This is a genomic window from Mycolicibacterium duvalii (assembly GCF_010726645.1).
Lineage (GTDB): Bacteria > Actinomycetota > Actinomycetes > Mycobacteriales > Mycobacteriaceae > Mycobacterium > Mycobacterium duvalii.
Genome location: NZ_AP022563.1, coordinates 3,401,013 through 3,423,934 on the forward strand (window position 1 = coordinate 3,401,013; position 22,922 = coordinate 3,423,934).

At 69.5% G+C, this 22,922-nt stretch carries 22 protein-coding genes; 7 read left to right on the plus strand and 15 right to left on the minus strand.

The features are described from left to right. The first annotated feature begins 75 nt into the window (after positions 1-75). Positions 76-2,295, plus strand: coding sequence for a sensor histidine kinase (locus G6N31_RS16025; RefSeq protein ID WP_234815363.1), 2,220 nt, complete (start codon positions 76-78; stop codon positions 2,293-2,295). On the opposite strand, the gene G6N31_RS16030 is transcribed toward G6N31_RS16025, so the two are convergent. Next, positions 2,284-4,020 (minus strand): FAD-dependent oxidoreductase, encoded by a 1,737-nt coding sequence (locus tag G6N31_RS16030; RefSeq protein WP_098004149.1) that lies wholly within the window; start codon positions 4,018-4,020, stop codon positions 2,284-2,286. The two genes, G6N31_RS16025 and G6N31_RS16030, sit on opposite strands and share 12 nt — an antisense overlap. A gap of 89 nt (positions 4,021-4,109) precedes the next feature. Here G6N31_RS16030 and G6N31_RS16035 point away from each other — a divergent pair, with 89 nt between their 5' ends. Further along, positions 4,110-4,709 carry a TetR/AcrR family transcriptional regulator gene (locus G6N31_RS16035; RefSeq protein WP_163722467.1) on the plus strand — a complete coding sequence of 200 codons (600 nt, stop codon included), beginning with the start codon at positions 4,110-4,112 and terminating at the stop codon, positions 4,707-4,709. On the opposite strand, the gene G6N31_RS16040 is transcribed toward G6N31_RS16035, so the two are convergent. Both G6N31_RS16040 and guaB read right to left on the minus strand, forming a co-directional pair. After that, positions 4,693-5,832, minus strand: a complete 1,140-nt coding sequence (locus G6N31_RS16040; protein ID WP_098004151.1) for a GuaB3 family IMP dehydrogenase-related protein — start codon at positions 5,830-5,832, stop codon at positions 4,693-4,695. The two genes, G6N31_RS16035 and G6N31_RS16040, sit on opposite strands and share 17 nt — an antisense overlap. Before the next feature lie 31 nt (positions 5,833-5,863). Continuing rightward, a complete protein-coding gene (gene guaB, locus G6N31_RS16045; RefSeq protein ID WP_098004152.1) occupies positions 5,864-7,417 on the minus strand; it encodes an IMP dehydrogenase in 1,554 nt (517 codons plus the stop codon). A gap of 144 nt (positions 7,418-7,561) precedes the next feature. Here guaB and G6N31_RS16050 point away from each other — a divergent pair, with 144 nt between their 5' ends. After that, positions 7,562-7,966 carry a DUF5319 domain-containing protein gene (locus G6N31_RS16050; protein WP_098004153.1) on the plus strand — a complete coding sequence of 135 codons (405 nt, stop codon included), beginning with the start codon at positions 7,562-7,564 and terminating at the stop codon, positions 7,964-7,966. 15 nt (positions 7,967-7,981) lie between these two features. On the opposite strand, the gene G6N31_RS16055 is transcribed toward G6N31_RS16050, so the two are convergent. From G6N31_RS16055 to G6N31_RS16065, 3 genes are all read right to left on the minus strand, one after another. Continuing rightward, entirely contained in the window at positions 7,982-9,181 is a 1,200-nt protein-coding gene (locus G6N31_RS16055) for an anti-sigma-D factor RsdA (RefSeq protein WP_098004154.1), read from the minus strand. Beyond that, entirely contained in the window at positions 9,174-9,752 is a 579-nt protein-coding gene (locus G6N31_RS16060) for a sigma-70 family RNA polymerase sigma factor (protein ID WP_098004216.1), read from the minus strand. The genes G6N31_RS16055 and G6N31_RS16060 overlap by 8 nt, the downstream gene beginning before the upstream one ends. A gap of 124 nt (positions 9,753-9,876) precedes the next feature. After that, on the minus strand, positions 9,877-10,671 hold the full coding sequence (locus G6N31_RS16065) for a hypothetical protein (protein WP_098004155.1): 795 nt from the start codon (positions 10,669-10,671) through the stop codon (positions 9,877-9,879). A 391-nt stretch (positions 10,672-11,062) separates the two neighbouring features. On the opposite strand from G6N31_RS16065, the gene G6N31_RS16070 reads away from it, so the two are divergent. Then, positions 11,063-11,353, plus strand: coding sequence for a WhiB family transcriptional regulator (locus G6N31_RS16070; RefSeq protein ID WP_098004156.1), 291 nt, complete (start codon positions 11,063-11,065; stop codon positions 11,351-11,353). Here G6N31_RS16070 and mddA read toward each other — a convergent pair. Genes mddA through G6N31_RS16090 form a run of 4 tightly spaced genes read right to left on the minus strand, consistent with a single transcriptional unit; the run spans position 11,278 to position 15,566 of the window. Further along, positions 11,278-12,105, minus strand: a complete 828-nt coding sequence (gene mddA, locus G6N31_RS16075) for a methanethiol S-methyltransferase (protein WP_098004157.1) — start codon at positions 12,103-12,105, stop codon at positions 11,278-11,280. The genes G6N31_RS16070 and mddA overlap by 76 nt on opposite strands. 1 nt (position 12,106) lies before the next feature. Beyond that, positions 12,107-13,687 (minus strand): HD domain-containing phosphohydrolase, encoded by a 1,581-nt coding sequence (locus tag G6N31_RS16080; protein WP_098004158.1) that lies wholly within the window; start codon positions 13,685-13,687, stop codon positions 12,107-12,109. A 1-nt stretch (position 13,688) separates the two neighbouring features. Next, positions 13,689-14,450, minus strand: a complete 762-nt coding sequence (locus G6N31_RS16085) for a hypothetical protein (RefSeq protein WP_098004159.1) — start codon at positions 14,448-14,450, stop codon at positions 13,689-13,691. Positions 14,451-14,510: 60 nt separating this feature from the next. Continuing rightward, entirely contained in the window at positions 14,511-15,566 is a 1,056-nt protein-coding gene (locus G6N31_RS16090) for a 3-deoxy-7-phosphoheptulonate synthase (protein ID WP_098004160.1), read from the minus strand. Between the two features lie 261 nt (positions 15,567-15,827). Between G6N31_RS16090 and G6N31_RS16095 the strand changes: the two genes are divergently transcribed. Beyond that, positions 15,828-16,091 (plus strand): hypothetical protein, encoded by a 264-nt coding sequence (locus tag G6N31_RS16095; RefSeq protein ID WP_098004161.1) that lies wholly within the window; start codon positions 15,828-15,830, stop codon positions 16,089-16,091. Between the two features lie 4 nt (positions 16,092-16,095). On the opposite strand, the gene G6N31_RS16100 is transcribed toward G6N31_RS16095, so the two are convergent. Then, positions 16,096-16,464, minus strand: a complete 369-nt coding sequence (locus G6N31_RS16100) for an Rv1352/Rv1906c domain-containing protein (protein WP_420090844.1) — start codon at positions 16,462-16,464, stop codon at positions 16,096-16,098. Positions 16,465-16,562: 98 nt separating this feature from the next. Here G6N31_RS16100 and G6N31_RS16105 point away from each other — a divergent pair, with 98 nt between their 5' ends. Then, a complete protein-coding gene (locus G6N31_RS16105) occupies positions 16,563-17,609 on the plus strand; it encodes an NAD(P)-dependent alcohol dehydrogenase (protein WP_098004163.1) in 1,047 nt (348 codons plus the stop codon). Positions 17,610-17,630: 21 nt separating this feature from the next. On the opposite strand, the gene G6N31_RS16110 is transcribed toward G6N31_RS16105, so the two are convergent. The 4 genes from G6N31_RS16110 to G6N31_RS16125 form a co-directional block, all read right to left on the minus strand. Beyond that, positions 17,631-18,287 carry a DUF4352 domain-containing protein gene (locus tag G6N31_RS16110; protein WP_234815365.1) on the minus strand — a complete coding sequence of 219 codons (657 nt, stop codon included), beginning with the start codon at positions 18,285-18,287 and terminating at the stop codon, positions 17,631-17,633. A 100-nt stretch (positions 18,288-18,387) separates the two neighbouring features. Continuing rightward, positions 18,388-20,010 carry a chaperonin GroEL gene (gene groL, locus G6N31_RS16115; RefSeq protein ID WP_098004164.1) on the minus strand — a complete coding sequence of 541 codons (1,623 nt, stop codon included), beginning with the start codon at positions 20,008-20,010 and terminating at the stop codon, positions 18,388-18,390. An 88-nt stretch (positions 20,011-20,098) separates the two neighbouring features. Continuing rightward, the gene (gene groES, locus G6N31_RS16120; protein ID WP_003929249.1) at positions 20,099-20,401 is read right to left on the minus strand and encodes a co-chaperone GroES; all 303 of its coding nucleotides are present in this window, start codon (positions 20,399-20,401) and stop codon (positions 20,099-20,101) included. A 204-nt stretch (positions 20,402-20,605) separates the two neighbouring features. Continuing rightward, on the minus strand, positions 20,606-21,133 hold the full coding sequence (locus G6N31_RS16125; RefSeq protein WP_098004165.1) for a nitroreductase family deazaflavin-dependent oxidoreductase: 528 nt from the start codon (positions 21,131-21,133) through the stop codon (positions 20,606-20,608). A gap of 107 nt (positions 21,134-21,240) precedes the next feature. On the opposite strand from G6N31_RS16125, the gene G6N31_RS16130 reads away from it, so the two are divergent. Further along, entirely contained in the window at positions 21,241-22,827 is a 1,587-nt protein-coding gene (locus G6N31_RS16130; protein WP_098004166.1) for an HNH endonuclease signature motif containing protein, read from the plus strand. Positions 22,828-22,922: the final 95 nt, after the last annotated feature.

Genomic DNA, 22,922 nt, shown 5'->3' on the forward strand with positions numbered 1-22,922 from the left:
TCGGGCCGCGCACGCCCCGTCAGCGACGGGATACGGTATCGCCATCGATGCGTTGACCGACGGCGGGGAGGTGTGGTGTCGACGAGCCGCACCGAGCCGGACGACGCATACCGGCGGCAGATGGCGGCCCGCGCCGCGACCGTCGGGCTGCTGATGCGCCACACCGTCAACCTCGGCGTGGCGGTGGTCGCGTTGGGCGATCCGCACTCACCGGCGCAGCCCGCCGGAGCGGCGCTGCTGGCGTTGCTGGCGGTGTGGTCGCTGTACCGGCTGAGCACCCGCTCCCGCGCCGCGCGCTGGCTGGCGCTGGACTACCTGCTGGTACTGCTGGTGTGCCTGTCCATCCCGATGCTGGTGTCCGGCACCGATTTTCACCTGTCCAACAGCGCGCCGCAGGCCATCGCCGGGACCGCGGTGGTCAGCCTCTCGGTAGCAGTGTCACCGCGGGTGAGTCTGCTGCTCGTCACCGGCATCGCGTCGGCCTACGCGGGCGGAGTCGCCCAAGCGGCCGGATGGTCCGAGGTGGCGTCGGTGAACGCGATGTACTACTTCGCAGTCCAGTGGGCCACCGCGTCGGTGATCCGCGCCATGCTGCTCGGTCTCGCCGCCACCGTGGACCGCGCCCGCGCCGACCGCCACCAGGCCGAACTCGCCCGCCAGGTCGACGCCGCCGTGCGCGACTACGAGCACGAACAGCTCGCACTGCTGCACGACACCGCAGCCTCGACCCTGCTCATGGTCGGACACGGCACGGCGATCAGCCCGACGCGCATCGCAGCGCAGGCCCGACGAGACCTCGCGCTGCTCGGCGACACCAACTGGCGGACGCCGCCGCGCTGGGTGGATCTCGTTGCCGCATTGCGTCAGTGCGCCGAACACGTCGCGACGCCGGTCGAGTTCGACGGCCCGGAACGACTCTGGCTGCCGGGGCGGACGGCCCACCCGGTGGTCGCCGCGGTTCGTGAAATCATGACCAACACGGACCGGCACGCCCGCGCGACGCTGCTGCGGGTCAGCGTGTCGGACACCGCCGTCCGGCTGCACGACGACGGCGTGGGCTTCGACGGCGCTGCCGCACGGGACCGGCATGGCCTGCGCGACTCGGTGCTCGGGCGGATGCAGCGGGCCGGCGGCCGCGCCCGGATCACGTCCACTCCGGGCCAGGGCACGTCGGTCGAATTATGGTGGCGGACCGATCATCCCCGCCCCGCCCCCCCGGCCGACACCGACCCGCTGACGCTTCCCGCCCGGATGCGTTACGGCTTGGCCCTGACCGTCTATGCGGTGGTCAACCTCCTCATCACGGTTCCGGCGGCGGCCGGTGCCACCCACACCGGCCTCAATGCGGCCTTGGGCGTCCTGGCCGGTCTGGGCGCGCTGGCCGCGGTGCCGCGAATCCTGTGGGGCCGATCCGTCTTCGTCTGGCCTGCCGCGGTCGCGCTGCTGGTGGTCGCGGTGGTCCAGCCGTTGTCGGTGACCCACGGGTCGGTGATCGGATATGCCCACTGGGCGCAGGCGGCGATCGGCTGGTGTGTGCTGCCGCTGCTGCTGGGGCTGCGCACCCGCACGGGCGTCACGATTCTGGTGGGGTACTGGGTGGTCGGCAACTCCGTTGTGCTGTGGCTGGATCCGTCCGCGGCCGCGTGGGTCAACATCGGCCTGGGCTCGGCGAGCATCCTCGCGGTGCAACTGTTCGCGTTGATCTTCAGCGGTCTGATGCGCGATGCCGCCGCCGACGCGCAGACCGAAACGACGGCGCACCATGCGCTGCTCGCCCAGGAGAGGGTGGCAGCCGCACTGCGGGCGGAATACCGGCGCCGCTACGCCGATATCGTCGACAGTGTGGTCCCCCTGTTGGACGCGCTGTCCCGAGGTCGGGTCGACCGGGACACCCAATTGCGCGCGAGAGCCGAATGCCGCCGGCTACGAGCGCTGTTCGACCAGGCCAGTACGTTCGATCATCCGTTGATGCAGCGGATCCGGCCCCTCGTCGACGCCGCCGAAGCACGTCAGGTGGACGTGGTCGTTGATCTCACCGGTCCGCCGCCCGACCTCACCGACACGACGATCGACGCGTTGATCGAACCGCTCAGGGCGGTCCTCGGCCGCGCGAAAAGCTCGGCCCGGCTGGTGATCACCTCTACCCCTGAGTGGGTCGAGGTCAGTGTCGTCTGCGATCTCGGTGCCGACGACACCCTCGATGGGCACCCGCCCGGTGTCGAGGTGGTGGTCGCCGGCGATCAGATGTGGTGTCTGGTCCGCCGGCCCGTCACCACGGCAGGTTCAGCCCGCTGAGGTGATCGGCTCGATCGGGATGCTGCGCAGCGCGCCCGGCGCGTCGGCGGGGACGACCGGGTTGTTGGGGGCGATCGGGGTGAGCCGACGGTACGGTTCGCCCTGGCTCGGCCGCAGATCCTGCTCGCCCTTGTTCGGCCACAGCGCCGCCGCCCGCTCGGCCTGCGCGGTGATCGAAAGCGACGGATTGACACCGAGATTGGCCGAGATCGCAGCACCGTCGACGACCGACAGCGTCGGGTAGTTGTACACCCGGTGGTACGCGTCGATGACGCCGTGCTCGGGGCTGTCGCCGATCGCCGCACCGCCCAGGAAGTGCGCGGTCAGCGGAATGTTGAACAGTTCGCCCCAGGTGCCGCCGGCCACGCCGTCGATCTTCTTGGCGATGCGCCGGGTCACCTCGTTGCCCACCGGGATCCAGGACGGGTTGGGCTCGCCGTGGCCCTGCTTGCTGCGGTAGCGCCGGAAGCCCAGCCGGGTGCGCTGGGTGAACGTGGTGATCGAGTTGTCCAGGTTCTGCATCACCAGCGCGATCATGGTGCGCTCACTCCACCCCCGCGGATTGAGCAGTCGCATGGTGCCGCGGGGATCCTCCCGGGCGATGTGCAGCAGCTGCCGCCAGCGCGGCACATCGGTGCCTTCGGGTCCGGCGCCGTCGGTCATCAGCGTCTGCAGCAGACCCATCGCGTTGGATCCCTTGCCGTACCGGCACGGCTCGACGTGGGTGTCCGACGTCGGATGGATCGATGAGGTGATGGCGACCCCACGTGTGAGGTCCAGGTCGTCGCCGACCCGCAGCCGTCCCGCGCCGACGATCGACTCGGAGTTGGTGCGGGTGAGCACACCGAGCCGGTCGGACAACTCCGGCAGCCGGCCGGTGTCGCGCATCTTGAACAGCAGCTTCTGGGTGCCGTAGGTGCCGGCGGCCAGCACGACGTGCTGGGCGGTGAAGGTGCGCCGGTTGCGGCGCAACAGGCTGCCGGTGCGCACGGTGCGCACCTGCCAGCTGCCGTCGCCGCGCTGGCTGAAGTCGGTCACCGTGGTCATCGGCAGCACCTGCGCGCCGGCGCTTTCGGCCAGGCCGAGGTAGTTTTTCACCAGGGTGTTCTTGGCGCCGTACCGACAGCCGGTCATGCACGAGCCGCACTCGATGCACCCGGTCCGGGCCGGCCCGGCGCCGCCGAAATACGGGTCGGGCACGGTCTTGCCCGGGGTCTTGGTGCCGTCGGGGCCGAAGAAAACCCCGACCGGCGTCGGCACCCAGGTGTCGCCGACGCCCATGTCGTCGGCGACTTCCTTCATGATGCGGTCGGCGTCGGTGAACGTCGGGTTGGTGACCACGCCCAGCATCCGCTGCGCCTGGTCGTAGTGCGGGGACAGTTCCTCGCGCCAGTCGGTGATGTCGCGCCACTGCGGGTCCTTGAAGAACGGCTCGGACGGCACGTAGAGCGTGTTGGCGTAGTTCAGCGAGCCGCCGCCCACCCCGGCGCCGGCCAGGATCATCACGTTGTCGAGCAGATGGATGCGCTGGATGCCGTACATGCCCAGCTGCGGCGCCCACAGAAACTTGCGCAGGTTCCACGACGTCTTCGCGAACTCCTGGTCGGCGTAGCGCTGACCGGCTTCGAGCACCAGCACGCGGTAGCCCTTCTCGGTGAGGCGCAGCGCGGTCACGCTGCCGCCGAACCCCGAGCCGATGATGATGACGTCGTAGTCAGGCTTCATCTGACCAGTATGAACTTACCGTTCGGTAACTTGCCAGCGAGGCTGGCCTTACCCGGCAGACGTTAGTGTCATGCACTGTGGCCACCGGGATGACGACGCGCGAGACGAAGCGGCTGCAGACCAGAGAGCGCCTCCTCGGGGCGGCCATCGCCGAGTTCAAGCGGGCCGGGATGGCCGAAGCCGACGTCAGCGCGATCGTCGGGGCGGCCGGCGTCGCGCACGGCACGTTCTTCTTCCACTTCCCGACCAAAGAGCACGTGCTGCTGGAACTGGAACGCCGGGAGGAAGCCCGCATCGCCAAGCGGTTCGCGGCCTTCGCCAAGACGCACGACGACCTGGCCTCGACGTTGCAGGAGGCGGTGCGCCAGGTGCTCGGCCTGGAGCGCAGGCTGGGTGTGGTGTTGTTCAAAGAGTTTCTGGCGCTGCACTTCTCGCCGACCCGCCCACCGGCCGAGGAAGGTGACGACCATCCGTTGGTCGTGCTGGTGGCCGAGCAGATCGACCGGGCCCGCGGGGCCGGCGCGATCGATCCCGATGTGGACGCGATGAACAGCGCCATCTTCTTCCTGCTCGGCCTCTACGCGCTGCTGATCACCGTCGACGACTCCCAGGCCCGCAAGAACCTGGTCGACGACTACCTGACCCGCACGCTGCGCAGCCTGCAGCCGGCGGTCAGACCCCGACGGTGAGTCCGACCTTCTGGAACTCCTTGAGGTCGCAGTAGCCGGCCTTGGCCATCGAGCGGCGCAGCCCGCCGACGAGGTTCAGCGAGCCGAACGGATCGTCGGACGGACCGATGAGGACCTGTTCCAGGGACGGCCGCTGCCCCGCTGCGATCTGCAGCAGCGCCCCGCGCGGCAGCGACGGGTGCGCGGCCGCCGCCGGCCAGAACCAGCCGCCACCCAGGGCCTCGGCGGCCGACGCCAGCGGGGTGCCCAGCACCACCGCGTCGGCGCCGCACGCGATCGCCTTGGCCAGGTCGCCGGAGGTGTGGATGTCCCCGTCGGCGAGCACGTGCACGTAGCGTCCCCCGGTCTCGTCGAGGTACTCGCGGCGCGCGGCCGCGGCGTCGGCGATCGCGGTGGCCATCGGGACGCTGATGCCGAGCACCTCGTCGGAGGTCGTCACGCCCTGGGTGGAGCCGTAACCGACGATGACGCCGGCCGCGCCGGTGCGCATCAGGTGCAGCGCGGTGCGGTGGTCGAGCACCCCACCGGCGACGACGGGCACGTCGAGCTCGGAGATAAACGTCTTGAGGTTGAGCGGTTCGCCGTCGTGATTGACGACCCGCTCGGCCGACACGATGGTGCCCTGGATGACGAGCAGGTCGATGCCCGCGGACAGCAGCGCCGGCGTCAGCGCGCGGGCGTTCTGCGGGCTGACCCGCACCGCGGTGGTCACCCCGGCCTCGCGGATCCGCGCGACGGCGGCGCCGAGCAGCTCGGGATCCAGCGGTGCGGCGTGCAACTGCTGCAGCAGCCGGGTGGACGCCGACGGGTCGGCCTCCTTCTCCGCAGCATCCAAAACCTGGGCGATCTTGTCCTCGACGTCGGCGTGCCGGCCGATCAGACCCTCGCCGTTGAGGATGCCGAGCCCGCCGAGCCGCCCCATCTCGATGGCGAACTCGACCGACACCAGCGCGTCGGTCGGGTGGGCGACCACCGGGATCTCGAACCGGTACGCATCGAGCTGCCACGCCGTCGACACATCCTGCGAGGACCGGGTGCGCCGGGACGGCACGATGTTGATGTCGTGGAGTTCGTACGTGCGGCGGGCGGTTCTGCCCATGCCGATTTCCACCATGTCGCGCATCAGTTGTTTCTCCCCTTCGGCCCCGCCGACCCTAGCGGGTGTAGTAGTTGGGGGCCTCGACGGTCATGGCGACGTCGTGGGGATGACTTTCCTTCAGCCCGGCCGCGGTGATCTGCACGAACTGCGCCTGCTGCAACGCCTCGATGGTGGGCGAGCCGGTGTACCCCATGGCCGCGCGCAGACCGCCGACGAGCTGGTGGATCACCGACCCCAACGGGCCGCGGTAGGGCACCCGGCCCTCGATGCCCTCGGGCACCAGCTTGTCCTCCGACAGCACGTCGTCCTGGAAGTAGCGGTCCTTCGAGTAGCTGCCCCGCAGATTGCCGGTTGCGCCCCGGCCCTGCATCGCGCCCAGCGACCCCATCCCGCGGTAGCTCTTGAACTGCTTGCCGTTGACGAAGATCAACTCGCCGGGCGATTCGGCGGTGCCGGCCAGCAGCGAGCCCAGCATCGCCGTCGACGCGCCGGCGGCCAGCGCCTTGGCGATGTCACCGGAGTACTGCAGGCCGCCGTCGGCGATCACCGGCACGCCGTGCGGGGCGCACGCCGCGACCGCCTCCAGAATCGCGGTGATCTGCGGAGCCCCGACGCCGGCAACGACGCGGGTGGTGCAGATCGACCCGGGTCCGACACCGACCTTGACGGCGTCGGCACCGGCCTCCACCAGCGCAGCCGCGGCCGCCCGCGTCGCGACGTTGCCGCCGACCACGTCCACGCGCTCGCCGACCGCGTTCTTCAGCCGGTGCACCATGTCCAGCACGCCGCGGTTGTGGGCGTGCGCGGTGTCGACGATCAGCACATCGACCCCGGCGTCGGCCAGGGTCATCGCCCGCGACCAGGCGTCCTCCCCGACCCCAACGGCCGCGCCGACCAGCAGCCTGCCGTCGGAGTCCTTGGTGGCCAGCGGGAACTGCTCGGTTTTGACGAAGTCCTTGACGGTGATCAGCCCGGTGAGCTTGCCGTGGCCGTCGACGATCGGCAGCTTCTCGATCTTGTGTCGCCGCAACAGGCCCAGCGCGGCCTCGGCGGACACCCCCTCCTGTGCGGTGATCAGCGGCGCCTTGGTCATCACCTCGGCGACGCGCTTGTTCTGGTCGACCTCGAAGCGCATGTCGCGGTTGGTGATGATCCCGACCAGCTGGCCGTCGGCATCCACCACCGGCAGGCCCGAAATGCGGAACCGCGCGCACATCGCGTCCACCTCGGCCAGCGTGTTGTCCGGGGCGCAGGTCACCGGATCGGTCACCATGCCGGCCTCGGAGCGCTTGACCGTCTCGACCTGGCCGGCCTGCTCGGCCGCGGGCAGGTTGCGGTGCAGCACGCCCATGCCGCCGGCCCGGGCCATCGCGATGGCCATCCGAGCCTCGGTGACGGTGTCCATCGCGGAGCTGACCAGCGGCACCTTCAGCCGGATACGGCGGGTGAGCTGACTCGAGGTGTCCGCGGTGGCGGGGATGACATCCGACGCGGCGGGCAGCAGCAGCACATCGTCGAACGTGAGCCCGAGCATCGCGACCTTGGTGGGGTCATCGCCGCCCGTGGACACCGGAACGGTGAGGGGGATGCTGCTTTCGGCGATCGACATGGGGGAAGCCTCCAGAGACAGTGCAGCAGGCCCATATGCGACCTGAACACACATCTTATCGGCAACCACTTCGCCGTTCGGGTCGCCCACGGCGAGCGTGCCGAGCGCTGGCGCGATGCGGCGGGGGCTGCGTAGTCTTGTGGCGTGCAAGACCACCTGCCACCAGGACTACCGCCTGATCCGTTCGCCGACGACCCGAGCGATCCCTCGGCCGCGCTCGACGCCCTGGAGCCGGGTCAGCCGCTGGATCCGCAGGAGCGCACCGCTGTCGAAGCCGACCTCGCCGACCTCGCCGTGTACGAGGCGCTGTTGGCGCACAAGGGAATTCGGGGCCTCGTCGTCTGCTGCGACGAATGCCAGCAGGATCACTACCACGACTGGGACATGCTGCGCGCCAATCTGCTGCAGCTGCTCGTCGACGGCACCGTACGCCCGCACGAGCCGGCCTACGACCCCGAGCCCGATGCCTACGTCACCTGGGACTACTGCCGCGGCTACGCCGACGCATCGCTGAATGAGGCGACGTCGGACTCCGACGGCTACCGCTGAGCCGGCGAACGGCGGCTAACCCGCGCTCTCCGGCACCACGATCAGCGTGGTCGTGGTGGTGGGAATCACCTGCGTCGTCGCTGCCGGCACCGACTCCTGCGCCGCACTGGGCACCACCGTCGTCGTGGTCGGCGCCGCCACGGACGCCGACGTGGGCTGCGCAGCGGCCGTCGTAGTGGTCGGCGACGGTACCGCCGTCGGCCATGCGGACGGTGCCGGGCTCCCCGACGAGGTGGTGGACGGCGCCGACCGGACCGCCGAGGTGGACTGCTCGACCACAGTGGACGTCGGCGCGGGCGCACTGCTCGGCGGCGCCGCGGGCGTACTGGTGGCCGGGGCCTCGGGCGTGCTGGTCGGTGCTGTCGCGGTGGGTGCCGAGCTTCCCGGCGTCTCCGAGGGCTGCGCAGTCTCCGACGTCGGCCCGGTCGTCGGAGTCGGTTCCGTCGTCTCGGTCGGCCCAGTCGTCTCGGTCGGCCCGGTGGTCTCGGTCGCTTCGGTACCGGTGGTGGTTTCCGACACTTCCGTGGGCGCGGTGACCGGCGGCACTCCCGGATCCAGCGCCTCGACGGGCACCTCGGGGAACGTCGGCAGCGGCGCACCCGGAGGCACGGTGGCGGCCGGGTCCTGCGCCTCGACCTTGACGGTGAGTTCCTGCCACTGGGTGACCAGGTCCTGTTTGCGGCCCTCGTCGCCGACCGTGGCCACCGTGGTGGTCACCGCTTCCAGCTTGACCCTGGCTTCCTGCCAGTCGCCCTGCTCGATGAGTTCTTGAACCTGCTGCATCTCGGTTTGCGCGGCCAGGATCACGGCGTCGTCGCGGACCGCCGGCGACTGCTCGCCGAACATCATGGTGCGCAGACCGTACAGCGCATCGCCCGGTCCGGACCCTGCGACCACCGCGCCGAACCCACCCAGGCACAGCACCGCGGCCGCGGCCGATCCGACGACGGCCAGCGAGAGCCGGCGGCGCCGGCCGGGTGACGTGACGCGTCCCAGCGCGGCGGCCGCGTCGTCGACCGACAACATGGTGCCGACGGGCGTCTCGCGGACGTCGTCGCGCCATCCGGACAACAGCTGCGCCAACTCGGCCTCGGCGCGGTCGGTGGCGTACACCGGCTGCTGCCCGGCCAGCGAGTCGAGGAACTGGTCGGTGCGGTTGATGTCGTTGAGCGACGGATCGCCTCCGTTGGCGCCCCAGCGTCCGAAGTCAGGCATGGCCGTGTCCCGCCGTCGTGATCTCGGACTTCAGCCGGGAAAGCGCGCGGTGCTGAGCAACGCGCACCGCGCCCGGTGTGCTGCCGACGGCCTCGGCGGTCTCCTCGGCGCTCATCCCCACCACGACGCGCAGGATCAGGATCTCCCGCTGCTTCTCGGGCAGGATCTGCAGCAACGCCTTCATCCGCGCCGCCGATTCGGAGTCGATCGCCAGCTGCTCGGGGCCGGCTTCGCCGGAGTGGCGCTCCGGGACGACGTCCATCGGATCGGACTTGTTCCGGGAAGCCGCCCGGTGCGCGTCAGCAACCTTATGCGCTGCGATCCCGTACACGAAGGCCAGAAACGGTCGTCCCTGATCCTTGTATCGCGGCAGCGCCGTGATGGCAGCCAAGCACACCTCCTGAGCAACGTCATCTGCCGAGAGGCCACTGCGTTCCGCAGAACCCACCCGCGCCCGGCAGTACCGGACGACGAGGGGGCGGATGGTCTCCAGCACCTCCCGGAGGGCGTCCCGACTGCCGGCCACTGCCGCAGCAACGACATCATCGAGACGTTCTCCCGAAATTGTCATCGTGCGCGATCTCTCCAGCGTTACGTCAGGACCCACTTCTCCCGGAGGACGAGGCGGCTGTATCAGTCGGTGGTTGTCGGGGCCGGTCAGCTAAACAATAACGACCGAGTACGCCGCAACCGCGTTACCGGGAACGCCACACGCCGCCCCATCTCGACACCGCCGCGGCGGCATCGTCACGCACCGCCGTGACCTGCGCCTTGGTCCGGGTGTCGCTACCGATGTCGGCGAGCAGACTCGCCACCGCCCATCGCAACGGCACCAGCCCCGACTCCTCGGTGGCCGCCAGCGCGGCTTCGGCCACCCGCCGCGAGGCCTCGAGGTCGCCGGCGCTGCAGTGCGCGGCCGCCAGCACGACCGCAGACTTGACGGCGTGCCGCGTCGAACCGAGCGCCTCGGCGCGTCCGACGGCCTGCTGCGCGAAGGTCACCGCACCGACACCGTCCCCGCGGACCATCGACAGCTCGGCCGACACCCACGCCAGCCGCACCGCCGGCCGTGGCGCGTCGGCGGTGCAGATCACGTCGGCGGCGCGGGCCAGTGCGCGCGCCGACGCGGCGAACCGGCCGACGCCCAGCGCGTCGGCGGCCAGCCCGATCAGCGCGTCGGCAGCCGCCTCGCCGGCACCGCCGGACAGCGCCCAGCCGCGCCCGTCGTACCCGCGCGCCGTGTCGTGCCAACCGAGTTGGCGCAAGAACGAGGCACGGGTGCTGTGGGCCAGCGACGCGAGGGGTCCCTCGGCCGTCGCCCGGAGTAGGCAGTCGAGGTCGGTCAGCGCGCTGGCGTAGCGGCCCTGCCCCGCGGCGGCGACGGCGCGGAGCCAGTGTTCGCCGGCACTGTGCGCCGGCGGGAGCGGCCAGCGGCCGGGATGGCGCCCGAACGCCACGTCGGTCAACTCCACGGGCGCGGCATTGCTCATCGGACGGCGACGCTATCAGCCACAAGAATTTTCGATTCGCGTCAGTTAACAATTCATGGACGCCGTGTTACGACAATGTCAACGGCGAAGAGGGCACGCCGAATTAGCTGTGTGCCACCTGAAGAACTCAACAGCCAAAATGGGACAGTGATTGGGCTGCCACCACATTGCTTAGCACCGTTGTCGACATGCAAACTGCGCCTAGATGAACGCGATGTAAATTTTCTGCCTGCGGATATGCGGTTACGCACACCCCTGCGGTATTGACGGCAATTCCGAAGCCCTTCTACCTTGTGTGCACGAGTGGTCATCGGCGACTGTGCTCGGTTTGATCGACAAACTCACGCGTCCACTGCGTACGCGAAAAGGGTGGACAGAGAGGGGTTTTCCCATGCCACAGCCGCAACAGCTTCCGGGCCCGAATGCCGATGTCTGGGATTGGCAGATGCACGGTGTTTGCCGGGGGGTGGATTCCTCGATGTTCTTCCACCCCGACGGCGAACGCGGACGAGCCCGCGCGCAGCGCGAGATGCGCGCCAAGGAGATGTGCCGGCAATGCCCGGTGATCGCGCAGTGCCGCAGCCACGCGCTGGCGGTCGGTGAGCCCTACGGAATCTGGGGCGGGTTGAGCGAGTCCGAGCGGGAGTTGCTGCTCAAGCGCGGCATTCGCCGCACCGCCTGAGCGCGGTGGACCCGGCGCGACGTGCCCGGCACCAACTTCGGCACGTCCCGCCGGTACTGCCGGTACTCATCACCGAGCGCCGCCACCAGGTCCCGCTCCTCGAAATGCAGCGCCACCAGGATGTATCCGGTGGTGGCTGCCGCGAAGAGCAGGTGTCCCCGCGACATCGTCGGCGCGGCCCAGAACGCGACCAGGAAACCCAGCATCAACGGGTGGCGCACCAGGCGGTACAGCAGCGGCGTCCGGAAGTGCGCACCTCCTGGAGCCCGGTCGCGCCACGCGTCGATCACCTGACGCAGCCCGAACAGTTCGAAGTGGTTGAGCATGAACGTCGAGGCCACCACCGTCACCCAGCCGGCCGCCGCGACCGTCCAGATGACCGCACGCGCCGCCGGCGGGCCCACGTGCCACACCGTCCCGTCGATCGTGCGCCACTGCCAGAACAGCAAGCCCAGCAGCGCGCTGGAGACCAGCACATAGGTGCTGCGCTCCACAGCGGCGGGAACGACCCGGGTCCAGCGCGCTTTGAACCCCGGGCGCGCCATGACGCTGTGCGGGATGGCGAAAGCCCCCAACAACGCCACGTTCACCAGCAGCGCCTCGGCCAACGACGCGTCGATGCCGCGGTCGACCGTGCGGGGGACCCCGATTCCGGTCACGAAGCCGACGGCATACAGGAAGGCAGCGAGAAACGCTGCGTAACAGATGATTCCGTAGATCAGTGCCGCTGAGCGGCGAAGCGTTGTGTTCATGTCAGTTCACCAGTCCGTTCTGCAGGGCGTACATGCTCGCACCGATGCGGTTGGACACGCCGATCTTGGCGTAGGTCCGCTCCACGTGGTTGCGTGCGGTTTTCTCCGAGATCACCAGCGCCGCGGCGATCTCCTTGTTCGACGCGCCGGTCGCCACGAGGCGCAGCACGTCGGTCTCCCGCGGGGTCAGGCCGTGCGGGCGGGGACGTACCCGCAGGGCGCGGCGCCCCGCGGCGTACAGCACCGCCTCGGTCGCCGCGGCGTCGAGCTCACCGGCTTGGACCCGCTCTTTGACGCGCCGCTCGGCATCGGCCGCGGACAGTGCCGGCCGGTAGGGCCGCGGCTCCAGCGCCGCCTGATAGCTCACCGCCGCGGCGAGGATCCGGTCGGGCATGCGCAGCGCTCCGCCGACGACGCCGCGGGGGTAGCCGGAACCGTCGACGCATTCGTGGTGGTTCCCGGCAAGCTCGGCGACCTCGCGTAACCCCGGGACCTGGCTGAGGATCCGCACCGTCAGATACGGATGCAGCCGCACATGCTCGAACTCACCGGGGGTCAGCACCGCCGGCTTGGACCACACCCGGTAAGACACCCCGATGCGCCCGAGGTCGTGCACGTACCCGGCCCGCCGGATGGTCGAGACCTCGGCCTCGTCGAGCCCGGCCGAGCGCGCCGCACCCGCGGCGAGGTCCGCGACGGCGCGGGAATGCCCCAGGGTGAACGGACATTTGAGATCGACGAACTCGCCGAGGGCCCGCAGGAGCGTGTCGAGCTCCGCGCCGTCGAGCCGCTCGCCGCGGTCCGGCGACTCGTGCAGCGCGGCGTGCCAGGTGTCGCCGGCCGGCGGTCCGGCCAGGATCGGCTCCGCGTCGGCGAGGAACGCGTCGGCGACGACGGGGTCGAACTGCCCGCCCCGGCGTGACCTGACCACCGCGACGGCGCCCGGGATCCCGAGGGTGCGGTGATGAACCTCGACCGTGTCCGCCAACTGCGCCACCCGGATCGCGATCGGCAGGTGCTCACCGGCGGCGCCGTGCGGGAGCCCGCTGCCGTCGAACCGTTCGAACGTGAAGCCCAGCGCGTGTTGGACGTCGCGGCTCAGCCCCATCCGTTCGGCCAGCAGCGCCGCCGACGTGCAGTGGGAGTGGATCAGCGCCACGAGTTGGGCGCGGGTGCTCACCACCAACGACGCGATGGTCAGCAGGCGTCGCGAAATCGGTTGTCCGCGTCCGATATTCGACAGCAGAAAGCGATAGTACGGCAACCCGGACCAGTCGACGGAGTAGGAATCGCGGCGGACCGCGATGTCGTCGCCGAACCAGCGGGCGTACTCGTGGGAGTCGGCGTGGCAGCCGATCCACATCACCAGCGCGGTGTAGTAGACGCAGTCACGCTGGGCGCGGTCCAGGCCGAGGCGGTCGGCGATCCGGGTGCCGATCAGCGCCGAGCGCAGCATGTGCTCGGCGGGCTGGCCCAAGCCGAGATCCACGGCCACCGAGAGGGCCGCGAGCAACTCGGCCCGGGACGGGCCCGTCGCTGCGTGCACAGCTTCGAGTGTGCGCCTCGCTACGGCCCGGGACATGTCAAGTCGCCAGATCCAGTGCGCTTCGATGCCGGGTCGGGTCGAACGCGTCGAACCGGCCCTGCCCGACCACGGCCAGCCCGCGCTGCGGCGCCCGGAAGTCGCCGAGCCGGGCCTGGTCGGGCAACGGTGCGACCGGCCCGAGATCACGGCCGAACAGGAATGCGCGGCTGGTGCGCACCGCCCACATCTGCCGCGGCGCGATGCGGAAGTGCTGCCCGTTGGGCATCGTGCCCGCCAGCCGCACCTGACCGGCGCCCAGCATCGTGCCGGCCAACCGGCCGATCACGCCCAGTGCGCCCGTGCTGGTCCAGAGTTGCTCGGGCAGTCGAGTCGCGACGGCCGTCAGCGCGCGGGTGGTCGCGGTGGCGTGCAGTTCCAGGGCCCACTCCAGCACGCCGGGGATCGCGATGACCAGCGCGTTGTCCCCGGTCCACGTCGCCTCAACCGGACAGACGACGGCGTCGTTGGTGGTTGCGGTGCTGAAGTAGCGGGCGCAACTGTGTTCGGCGGGCGTCGTCGCATAGAACGTCCAGGTGCCGTCCGGCGCGCGATGCCACACCGACCGGTAGCCCGGCACCGAGTCCGGCAGGAACGAGGCGGCCGGGAAATCCCGGTAGGCCAGGTAGTGACCGGTTGCGAACGGCAAGCCCATCACCCCGAAACCGGTGACGGTCTCGTCGGGGCCGGCCGGCAGGATCGGTGTGCGGGCCACCGCAGCGGCGGCGGAGCGAGGAGATCGAGCAGATGTGGTGGTTGTCATGGCTGCCAGCGTGGCGCCGCACCCCGTCCGCCGGCATGAGGCGGATGCCTCAAATTCCGCCTAGTTACGCCGGGCCAGCTCGCGCAGCACCGAGTCCGTCGCCGCCCAGTCCATGCACTTGTCGGTGACGGACTGCCCGTAGGTCAGCGGCGCGGAGTCCGGCGCCTGCGCACCGGCCACCAGGAAGCTCTCCAGCATCACGCCGCTGACCGGCGCGCCGTCGCGCACCATCTGGGCGACCTCGGTGGCCACTCCGGCCTGACGGAGGTGGTCCTTGCCGGAATTGGCGTGGCTGCAGTCGATCACCACGCGGCCCGGCAGCCCGGCGGCGACCAGCTTGGCCGCGGTCGCGGTGACCGCCTCGGCCGAGTAGTTGGGGCCGTCGGTGCCGCCGCGCAGGATCACGTGACAGTCCTCGTTGCCCTCGGTGCTGACCACGGCACCCCGGCCCAGATCGTCCATGCCGAAGAAGACGTGCTGGGCGGCCGCGGCTTTGACCCCGTCGACGGCCACCTGAATGTTGCCGTCGGTGCCGTTCTTGAAGCCGACGGGCATCGACAGCCCCGAGGCGAGCTGACGGTGCACCTGGGATTCGGTGGTGCGGGCGCCGATCGCGCCCCATGCCACCGCGTCGGCGATGTACTGCGGGCTGGTGGGTTCGAGGAACTCGCACCCCACCGGCAGGCCGATGTCGATGATGTCGAGCAGTAACTGGCGGGCGATGCGCAGACCGCGGGCCACGTCGAAGGTGTTGTCCATACCGGGGTCGTTGATGAGCCCCTTCCAGCCGATCGTGGTGCGGGGCTTCTCGAAGTACACCCGCATGACGATCTTGAGCCGGTCGCCGAGTTCTTCGGCGAGCTTGGCCAGCCGGCTCGCGTAGTCGAGCGCGGCTGCCGGGTCGTGCACCGAGCACGGTCCGACCACGACCAGCAGACGGTTGTCGCGGCCGGCCAGGATGTCGGCGATCTCGTCGCGATCGCGGGCCACCCGCTCGGCGCGGCGGGCGCCCAGCGGGAACTCCGTCAGCACGTCGTGCGGGCTGGGAATCTCGGTGAATCGCCGAATGCGCCGGTCAGACGTGGCGGGCGGAGTGGCGATCTGCGCCAGATTCATCGTGGGGTGCCTTCCTGGTGACGGGCACCTGCACGAGTCCGGCGCCCTGAATGACGAAAGGCAGCGACCTGGTGGTCACTGCCTGGGCTCCGGGTGGATTGCGTGCTTAGCGCTGCGCTTTATCGGCTCCGCCCGGAGCCTTGATAAAGCGCCAATAGGCGACGCACACACCGCTGTACACGCCGACAGGCTATACCGTGCCCGGAAGACCGGCCAAATCGGGCCGGTTTCGTCCCCGGCGCGAGCGTCAAATCGACAGGCATGAGCCACGCACCGGAGGATCCCGCCGAGGACCCGACCAACACCGACGATGCCCGGCAACGGTGGTTGTCAGCCGTCGCCGCGGACCCTCGCACCCGACCGCAGCACTGCGCCGCCGCCGAGGTGCTGGCGCACGAACCGCAGGTGCCCGACGAGCACGTCCCCGCCGCCGAGGAGCTGGTGCAGATGGGTCTGGCCTGGCGCAACGAGCTCGAGGGGGTGCTCTCCTACACGCCCATCGACCCGGCGGGCAAGCCGGCCTGAGGGCTCACGGCACCCGCGTCCAGGGCTGACAGTTGCGCGACTCGAACGATTGCACCGTCGCATTGATGTTCGCGTACATCGGGCCGACGGACATGTTCGTCGAGACGACATGGTCGGTCTCGGGAGCCGGTGTGCTGTAGGTGAACCACACGCACATCGACTCCTGGGTGGGCACGTCGTTGATCCAGACCCCGAACGGTGACGCGGAGCCGCCGGTGCGGTAGAGGCCCGGGGCGACGTCGGGCCCGACGACGAAGAAGCCGTTGCCCGGGATGGGATCGACGGGGTCGGCGCCGGCCGGTGCCGCGCACGCGATCGCCACCGTGCACACCACCCAACCGATTGTCCTGCCGCGCAGCGCTGTCATGGGCATACTCCCTCGTCATCGAGTCGCCCGTGCCCTGTCCGCAGCCTATGCCCGCCGTTGCGATCACAGGTGCGATTGCCCGTCGCGGTCCTACCATCAGCGAAATGAAGGCCTTGAGACTGATGGACTGGAAGAGCGAGCCGGAACTGGTGGTGGTCCCCAAACCCACTCCCGGGCCAGGGCAGGTCGTGGTCAAGGTCGGCGGCGCGGGCGCGTGCCACTCCGACCTGCATCTGATGCACGACTTCGAGCCCGGGATGATGCCGTGGACCACACCGTTCACGCTCGGCCATGAGAATGCCGGCTGGGTCGACTCGGTGGGCGAGGGGGTTGACACCGTCGCCGAAGGCGACGCGGTCGCGGTGTACGGGCCGTGGGGCTGTGGCCGATGCGAGCGGTGCCGGGCCGGCGCGGAGAACTACTGCGAGAATCCGGCCGCGGCACCCGTCATCAGCGGCGGCGGCGGACTCGGCCTGGACGGCGGCATGGCCGAATATCTTCTGGTCCCGGCTGACCGGTTGCTGGTCAAGCTCCCCGAGTCGCTGGCTCCGGCGACCGCGGCGGCGCTCACCGACGCCGGCCTGACGCCTTACCACGCGATCCGGCGGTCCTGGCCGAAGATGACGCCAACATCGACCGTGGTGGTGATCGGCGTCGGCGGGCTCGGGCATCTGGGGCTGCAACTGGTCAAGGCGACCACGTCGACGCGGGTGATCGCCGTCGACAACCGCCGCGAGGCGCTGGATCTGGCCACCGAGATGGGCGCCGATGAGGTGGTCGTGTCCGACGACACGGCCGTCGACGCGATCCGCGATCTCACCGGCGGGCGCGGCGCCGACGTGCTGCTCGATTTCGTGGGCGCAGAGGCCACCATCGAACTCGCCCGGGCGGCCGCCCGCCCGCTCGGCGACGTGACGATCGTCGGCATCGCCGGCGGCTCGGTGCCGCTGTCGTTTTTCTCGCAGCCCTATGAGGTGAGCATCCAGACGACGTACTGGGGGTCCCGACCGGAGCTCACGGAGCTGTTGGAGCTGGCGGCGCGGGGCCTGGTGCACGTCGAGTCGACGACCTACTCCCTCGACGACGCCGCGCAGGCATACCGCGACCTGGCCGCCGGCAAGGTGCGCGGCCGCGCCGTCGTGGTGCCCTGACAACGACGGACCGACCGGCTGTCACAGCGCGAGCAGCGTTCCTCCGGAGAGGATCGAGTCGTGCAACTCGATCGCCTGAGGCTGCGCGTCCGCCGGGATGTCGAACGTCACCCGCGCCTCCGCGCTGACTCCGGGCGTGATGTCCTCCAACCAGCCGCCGTCCCCGGCACCGGTGGCTTTGTACTCCTCGCCGTCGATGATCAGCTTCTGATTGGCCGCAGAGAAGCTTCGAGCATTGGCACCGATGTTTGTCACGCGCAGTTTGACGGTGAAGAACTCGCCCTTGGGGGCCTGGACGCCGAAGCTGTCGCCGATCGGCGTCGTCCATCGTTCGGTGCCGAGCACGTGGAACTCGAATTTGCCGTCGCGAACCGCCGACCCGGCCGGCGCGGGCATATCGGGCTCAGATCCTTCCGCTGTCGACGGCGGGGCTGACACCACCGTCGGCGCGGTCGAACTGGACCCGTTCGCGGTGCTCGGCTCGTCACGTCCGATGCTGTCGACGACGCCGATGGCGGCCAAGACCAGCGCTGCGGCTCCCACCCCGAGAGCAACCTTCGTCCCTGCCGACATCCCCTTCCGGCGCCGGCCGACCGGTGGAGGTGCCGCCTCGTCGACTGCGGAGTGGGTGTCGGTCGGGGCGCTGTCGTGCGCGGGGTACCGGCCGGGGGAACTCATGGATCTCGTCTTTCCTTGCTTGCTCAAACATATTCCTGCGCCCGCGTAAAGAAGAGCACCCCCGGCCGTGACGGCCGGGGGTGCTTCGTCACACCTGCGCTCAGTGCGCGTGGCCGTGGTGGTGGCCGTGGCCCTGATCCTCTTCCTCGGCCGGCTTCTCGACGACCGCGGTCTCGGTGGTCAGCACCATCCGGGCGACCGACGCGGCGTTGACCACCGCGGAGCGGGTCACCTTCACGGGGTCGACGACCCCGTCGGCTGCCAGATCACCGAACTCCATGGTCGCGGCGTTGAAGCCCTGGCCGGCCGGCAGCTCGGAGACCTTGTTCACCACGACGGAGCCGTCAAGCCCGGCGTTGGTCGCGATCCAGTACAGCGGGGACGACAGCGCCTGCGCGAACACATCGACGCCCAGCCGCTCGTCTCCCGACACCGTCTCGCGCAGCTTGTCGAGCGCACCACGCGCCTGTACCAGCGCAGCTCCACCGCCGACGACGATGCCCTCTTCCACGGCGGCCTTGGCCGCGGCGACCGCATCCTCGACGGCTTCCTTGCGCTTCTTCAGGTCGGTCTCGGTGGCCGCGCCGACCCGGATCACCGCGACGCCGCCGGCCAGCTTGGCCAGCCGCTCCTCGAGCTTCTCGCGGTCCCAGTCGGAATCCGAGGCTTCGATCTCGGCCCGCAGTTGTGCCTTGCGGGCATCGATCGCGTCCTGGGTGCCGCCACCGTCGACGATGACCGTGCTGTCCTTGTCGACGACGACGCGCCGCGCGGTGCCCAGCACCTCCAGGCCGACCTCGCGCAGCACCAGGCCGACGTCGGGGTTGACCACCTGTCCGCCGGTGACGACCGCCAGGTCGTCGAGGAACGCCTTGCGGCGGTCCCCGAAGAACGGCGCCTTGACCGCGACGGCCTTGAGCGTCTTGCGGATCGCGTTGACCACCAGGGTCGACAGCGGCTCACCCTCGACGTCCTCGGCCACGATCAGCAGCGGCTTGCCGGCCTCGGCAACCTTCTCGAGCAGCGGCAGCAGTTCGGGCAGCGAGCTGATCTTCTCGCGATGCAGCAGTACCAGGGCGTCCTCGAGAACCGCTTGCTGGGTGTCGAAATCGGTGACGAAGTAGGCCGACAGGAAGCCCTTGTCGAAGCCAACGCCCTCGGTGATCTCCAACTCGGTCTCGAGCGTCGAGGACTCCTCGACGGTGACCACACCGTCGGTGCCGACGGTGGTCATGGCCTCGCCGACCAGCTGGCCCACCTTGGCGTCGCGGGAAGACACCGTCGCGACCTGTGCGATGCCGTTCTTGTCATCGACGGGGGTGGCGGCCGACAGCAGAGCCTCCGACACGGTGTCGGCGGCCTTGGCGATGCCGGCGCCCAGCGCGATCGGATTGGCACCCGCCGCGACGTTGCGCAGGCCGGCCTTGATCATGGCCTGCGCGAGCACGGTGGCGGTGGTGGTGCCGTCGCCGGCCACGTCGTTGGTCTTGGTCGCCACCGACTTGACCAGCTGGGCGCCCAGGTTCTCGAACCGATCCTCCAGGTCGATGTCACGCGCGATCGTCACGCCGTCGTTGGTGACCGTCGGGCCGCCCCACGACTTGGAGAGCACGACGAACCGGCCGCGGGGACCGAGGGTCACCTTGACTGCGTCAGCGAGCTTGTCGACGCCCGCCTCCATGGCGCGACGCGCGGTCTCGTTGAACTCAATCTGTTTGCTCATAGATGTGTCTTTTCCCTACGGGGTATGACGCGCACCGCCCCGGACTTCATCGCAGGTCGCGGGAAGTCCGGGGCGGAGTCACGATCGATTACTTGGAGACGACAGCCAGCACGTCGCGGGCCGACAGGATCAGGTACTCCTCGCCGTTGTACTTGATCTCGGTACCGCCGTACTTGCTGTAGATGACGACGTCGCCCTCCGACACGTCCAGAGGAATCCGCTTCTCGCCGTCCTCATCCCAGCGGCCGGGGCCAACTGCGACGACGGTGCCTTCCTGCGGCTTCTCCTTGGCGGTGTCGGGGATGACCAGACCGGAAGCGGTCGTGGTCTCGGCCTCATTGGCCTGAACGAGGATCTTGTCCTCGAGTGGCTTGATGTTCACGCTCGCCACGATGGAGCCCCTTCACTTTTTCGCTGATGTAGGTGTTGTTCTCGGCGGCCGGTGTCCGCCCACGCGCCGTCGTCGCGGGTGTCGACACACGGGAGGTCCGACTGCCACCTAGCACTCTATACACGAGAGTGCTAGCACTCAAGGGCGGCCGCCGACAGCGTGACCTTTTACCTGCAAATGCCGCCCCGAAGTAGCACCCGGCGATCAGCCGGACGGCGTCAGCCGCAGCACCCGGATCGTCCGTACGCCTTCAGTCCGCTGCGCGTACCTGCCGTAGCCGGAGTAGAGCTCGACGGCGAGCGCGAACAGCTGATCCCGATCGACCCCGTGGGTCTCCCGTGCCGTGAATCGACCGCCCCGCGGCCCGATGTGCAGTTCGCATTCCGGATTGGCGAGAAGGTTGTAGAACCACCCAGGGTGATGGTCTCCGCCGTAGTTCGACGCCATCAGGATCACGTCGTCACCGTCGGTGAAATAGGTGACGGGCGTTTCGCGACACTTACCGGTCCGTGCGCCGATCGACGTCAGAATCGCCACCGGCACCGCGCCGGCCCCCAGAGTCACGCGCCCGCCGGTCACCTTCATGAGCGGCTTGTCCAGCCGTGCGGCGACCATGCGGTGCAGCGCCGTACCCGGCTTGGTGGCGGCGGCCCGCAAGATCGCACGTTTCCAACCCGGACGACCGGAGCGCGGGTCGACGCGGGAAATTCCGTTGAGAGTGGAGCCGGACATCGTGGGACCGATGGTATTCGGCGAACGTGGTTGTCGCCGCGAATCAGCCTTGCCTACGCGCGTTTCCGTGAGTCCACCTGTCGGTGGCGTCAGGCAGAATAGAACACATGTTCGATGATGGGTTGCCGGGTCCCGCGCAGCTGCGCGACGTGACCGACAGGGAGCTCATCGACGCCATCGCCGGCTGGGCCCGCGCCTCGGCCGCGGCCGAGGCGCGCAAGTACGCCGCGATCGCGGAGTTGGCGCGGCGCCGCTGCAGTGACCCCGAACACCCCGACGACGTCTGTGACGACTGGGACGGCGCAGCCGCCGAGATCTCCTGCGCGCTGACCGTGGGCCACGGCAAGGCGTTGGGGCAAATCGACACGGCGTTGACTCTGCGCAACCGGCTTCCGAAGACGGGCGCGCGATTCCTGGCCGGTGAGCTCTCGGCGGCACTGGTCTCCACCATCGTCTGGCGCACCGGCTTGATCGTCGACGACGGGGCGCTCGCCGCCGTCGACACCAAGATCGCCGAACACGCCGCGAAGTGGGGCACCCTCTCCAAGGAGAAGCTCGAGCAGGCCGTCGACCTGTGGGTCGGGAAGTTCGATCCCGACGCAGTACGGCGCACCCGGATCCGACAGCGAGGCCGCTGGCTGGAGATCGGTGACTGGGAAGACAAAACGGGCACCGTCAGCATCCACGGCCGGGTGTCGACCACCGACGGCGCACTGGCCAAACAGCGGTTCGTGGCGATGATCAGCGGGGTCTGCGCCGACGACCCGCGCACCATGGATCAGCGTCGCGCCGACGCTTTTGGCGCGCTGACCGCCGGATCCACCCACCTGGCCTGCCGCTGCGGCAACAAGGAGTGCCCGGCTGCCGCTGACGACGGGCGTGCGAGCAGCGTCGTCGTGCACGTCATCGCCGAACAGCAGAGCCTGGACGCCGAACCCGACTCCGAGTGCGACGGCCCGCTGACCATCGAGGACACCAAACCCGCGACGCCACCGGTCCAGCGGCGCACAGCCGGATTGATCCCGGGCATGCGCAACGGCATCGTGCCCGCACCGCTGCTGGCCCAGCTGATCGCCCACGGAGCGCAGGTCCGCTTCGTCCCCGATGCCGGTTCGATCGACGGATGCCCGAGTTACCGCTCTTCAGCCGCGCTCGAACGGTTCATCAGAAACCGTGACCTGACCTGCCGCGTGCCCGGTTGTGAGCGCTCGGCGATGTCGGCTGATATCGACCACACCCAACCGTGGCCGAACGGGTCTACTGATCCTTGGAACCTGAAGTGCTACTGCAGGATTCATCATTTGCTCAAGACGTTCCGGGACGGCTGGTCCGACGCCCAACTGCCCGACGGCAGCGTCACCCTCACCACACCCACCGGCCACACCTACACCACTACCCCGTTGTCGACCCTGCTGTTCCCGAGCTGGAACGTGACCACCCGGCCATCCCAGAATCGGCCGCCACCAGGTCACCCGGCAGAGTCGTCACCGCAGCGGACACTGAAGATGCCCCGACGGCGCCGTCGGCGCACCGATGCCCGCCGCTACCGCATCACTGCCGAGCGGCGCCGTAACGCGCGCGAACGACAACTCGAGAAAATCGCGGCGACCGCCGAATCCACCGGACCGGCGGGGACGACTGACACGGCCCTCGCGGTTCGCCCACCCGAGTACGACGATCCTCCGCCTTTCTAGCCGAAAGCCGCATTCGGTCAGCGGTGCCCAGCGGTACCGTGGTTTGCCACCGCGCGCAGTGGGCAACTGCTAAGCGACCCGGCGACAGGAGGCAA

Excerpts from the sequence above, each read along its gene's own strand:
- G6N31_RS16030 (WP_098004149.1), bottom strand. The coding sequence starts at position 4,020 with ATGAAGCCTGACTACGACGTCATCATCATCGGCTCGGGGTTCGGCGGC.
- G6N31_RS16035 (WP_163722467.1), top strand. The coding sequence starts at position 4,110 with ATGACGACGCGCGAGACGAAGCGGCTGCAGACCAGAGAGCGCCTCCTC.
- G6N31_RS16040 (WP_098004151.1), bottom strand. The coding sequence starts at position 5,832 with ATGCGCGACATGGTGGAAATCGGCATGGGCAGAACCGCCCGCCGCACG.
- guaB (WP_098004152.1), bottom strand. The coding sequence starts at position 7,417 with ATGTCGATCGCCGAAAGCAGCATCCCCCTCACCGTTCCGGTGTCCACG.
- G6N31_RS16055 (WP_098004154.1), bottom strand. The coding sequence starts at position 9,181 with ATGCCTGACTTCGGACGCTGGGGCGCCAACGGAGGCGATCCGTCGCTC.
- G6N31_RS16060 (WP_098004216.1), bottom strand. The coding sequence starts at position 9,752 with ATGACAATTTCGGGAGAACGTCTCGATGATGTCGTTGCTGCGGCAGTG.
- G6N31_RS16065 (WP_098004155.1), bottom strand. The coding sequence starts at position 10,671 with ATGAGCAATGCCGCGCCCGTGGAGTTGACCGACGTGGCGTTCGGGCGC.
- G6N31_RS16070 (WP_098004156.1), top strand. The coding sequence starts at position 11,063 with ATGCCACAGCCGCAACAGCTTCCGGGCCCGAATGCCGATGTCTGGGAT.
- mddA (WP_098004157.1), bottom strand. The coding sequence starts at position 12,105 with ATGAACACAACGCTTCGCCGCTCAGCGGCACTGATCTACGGAATCATC.
- G6N31_RS16080 (WP_098004158.1), bottom strand. The coding sequence starts at position 13,687 with ATGTCCCGGGCCGTAGCGAGGCGCACACTCGAAGCTGTGCACGCAGCG.
- G6N31_RS16085 (WP_098004159.1), bottom strand. The coding sequence starts at position 14,450 with ATGACAACCACCACATCTGCTCGATCTCCTCGCTCCGCCGCCGCTGCG.
- G6N31_RS16090 (WP_098004160.1), bottom strand. The coding sequence starts at position 15,566 with ATGAATCTGGCGCAGATCGCCACTCCGCCCGCCACGTCTGACCGGCGC.
- G6N31_RS16095 (WP_098004161.1), top strand. The coding sequence starts at position 15,828 with ATGAGCCACGCACCGGAGGATCCCGCCGAGGACCCGACCAACACCGAC.
- G6N31_RS16100 (WP_420090844.1), bottom strand. The coding sequence starts at position 16,464 with ATGCCCATGACAGCGCTGCGCGGCAGGACAATCGGTTGGGTGGTGTGC.
- G6N31_RS16105 (WP_098004163.1), top strand. The coding sequence starts at position 16,563 with ATGAAGGCCTTGAGACTGATGGACTGGAAGAGCGAGCCGGAACTGGTG.
- G6N31_RS16110 (WP_234815365.1), bottom strand. The coding sequence starts at position 18,287 with ATGAGTTCCCCCGGCCGGTACCCCGCGCACGACAGCGCCCCGACCGAC.
- groL (WP_098004164.1), bottom strand. The coding sequence starts at position 20,010 with ATGAGCAAACAGATTGAGTTCAACGAGACCGCGCGTCGCGCCATGGAG.
- G6N31_RS16125 (WP_098004165.1), bottom strand. The coding sequence starts at position 21,133 with ATGTCCGGCTCCACTCTCAACGGAATTTCCCGCGTCGACCCGCGCTCC.
- G6N31_RS16130 (WP_098004166.1), top strand. The coding sequence starts at position 21,241 with ATGTTCGATGATGGGTTGCCGGGTCCCGCGCAGCTGCGCGACGTGACC.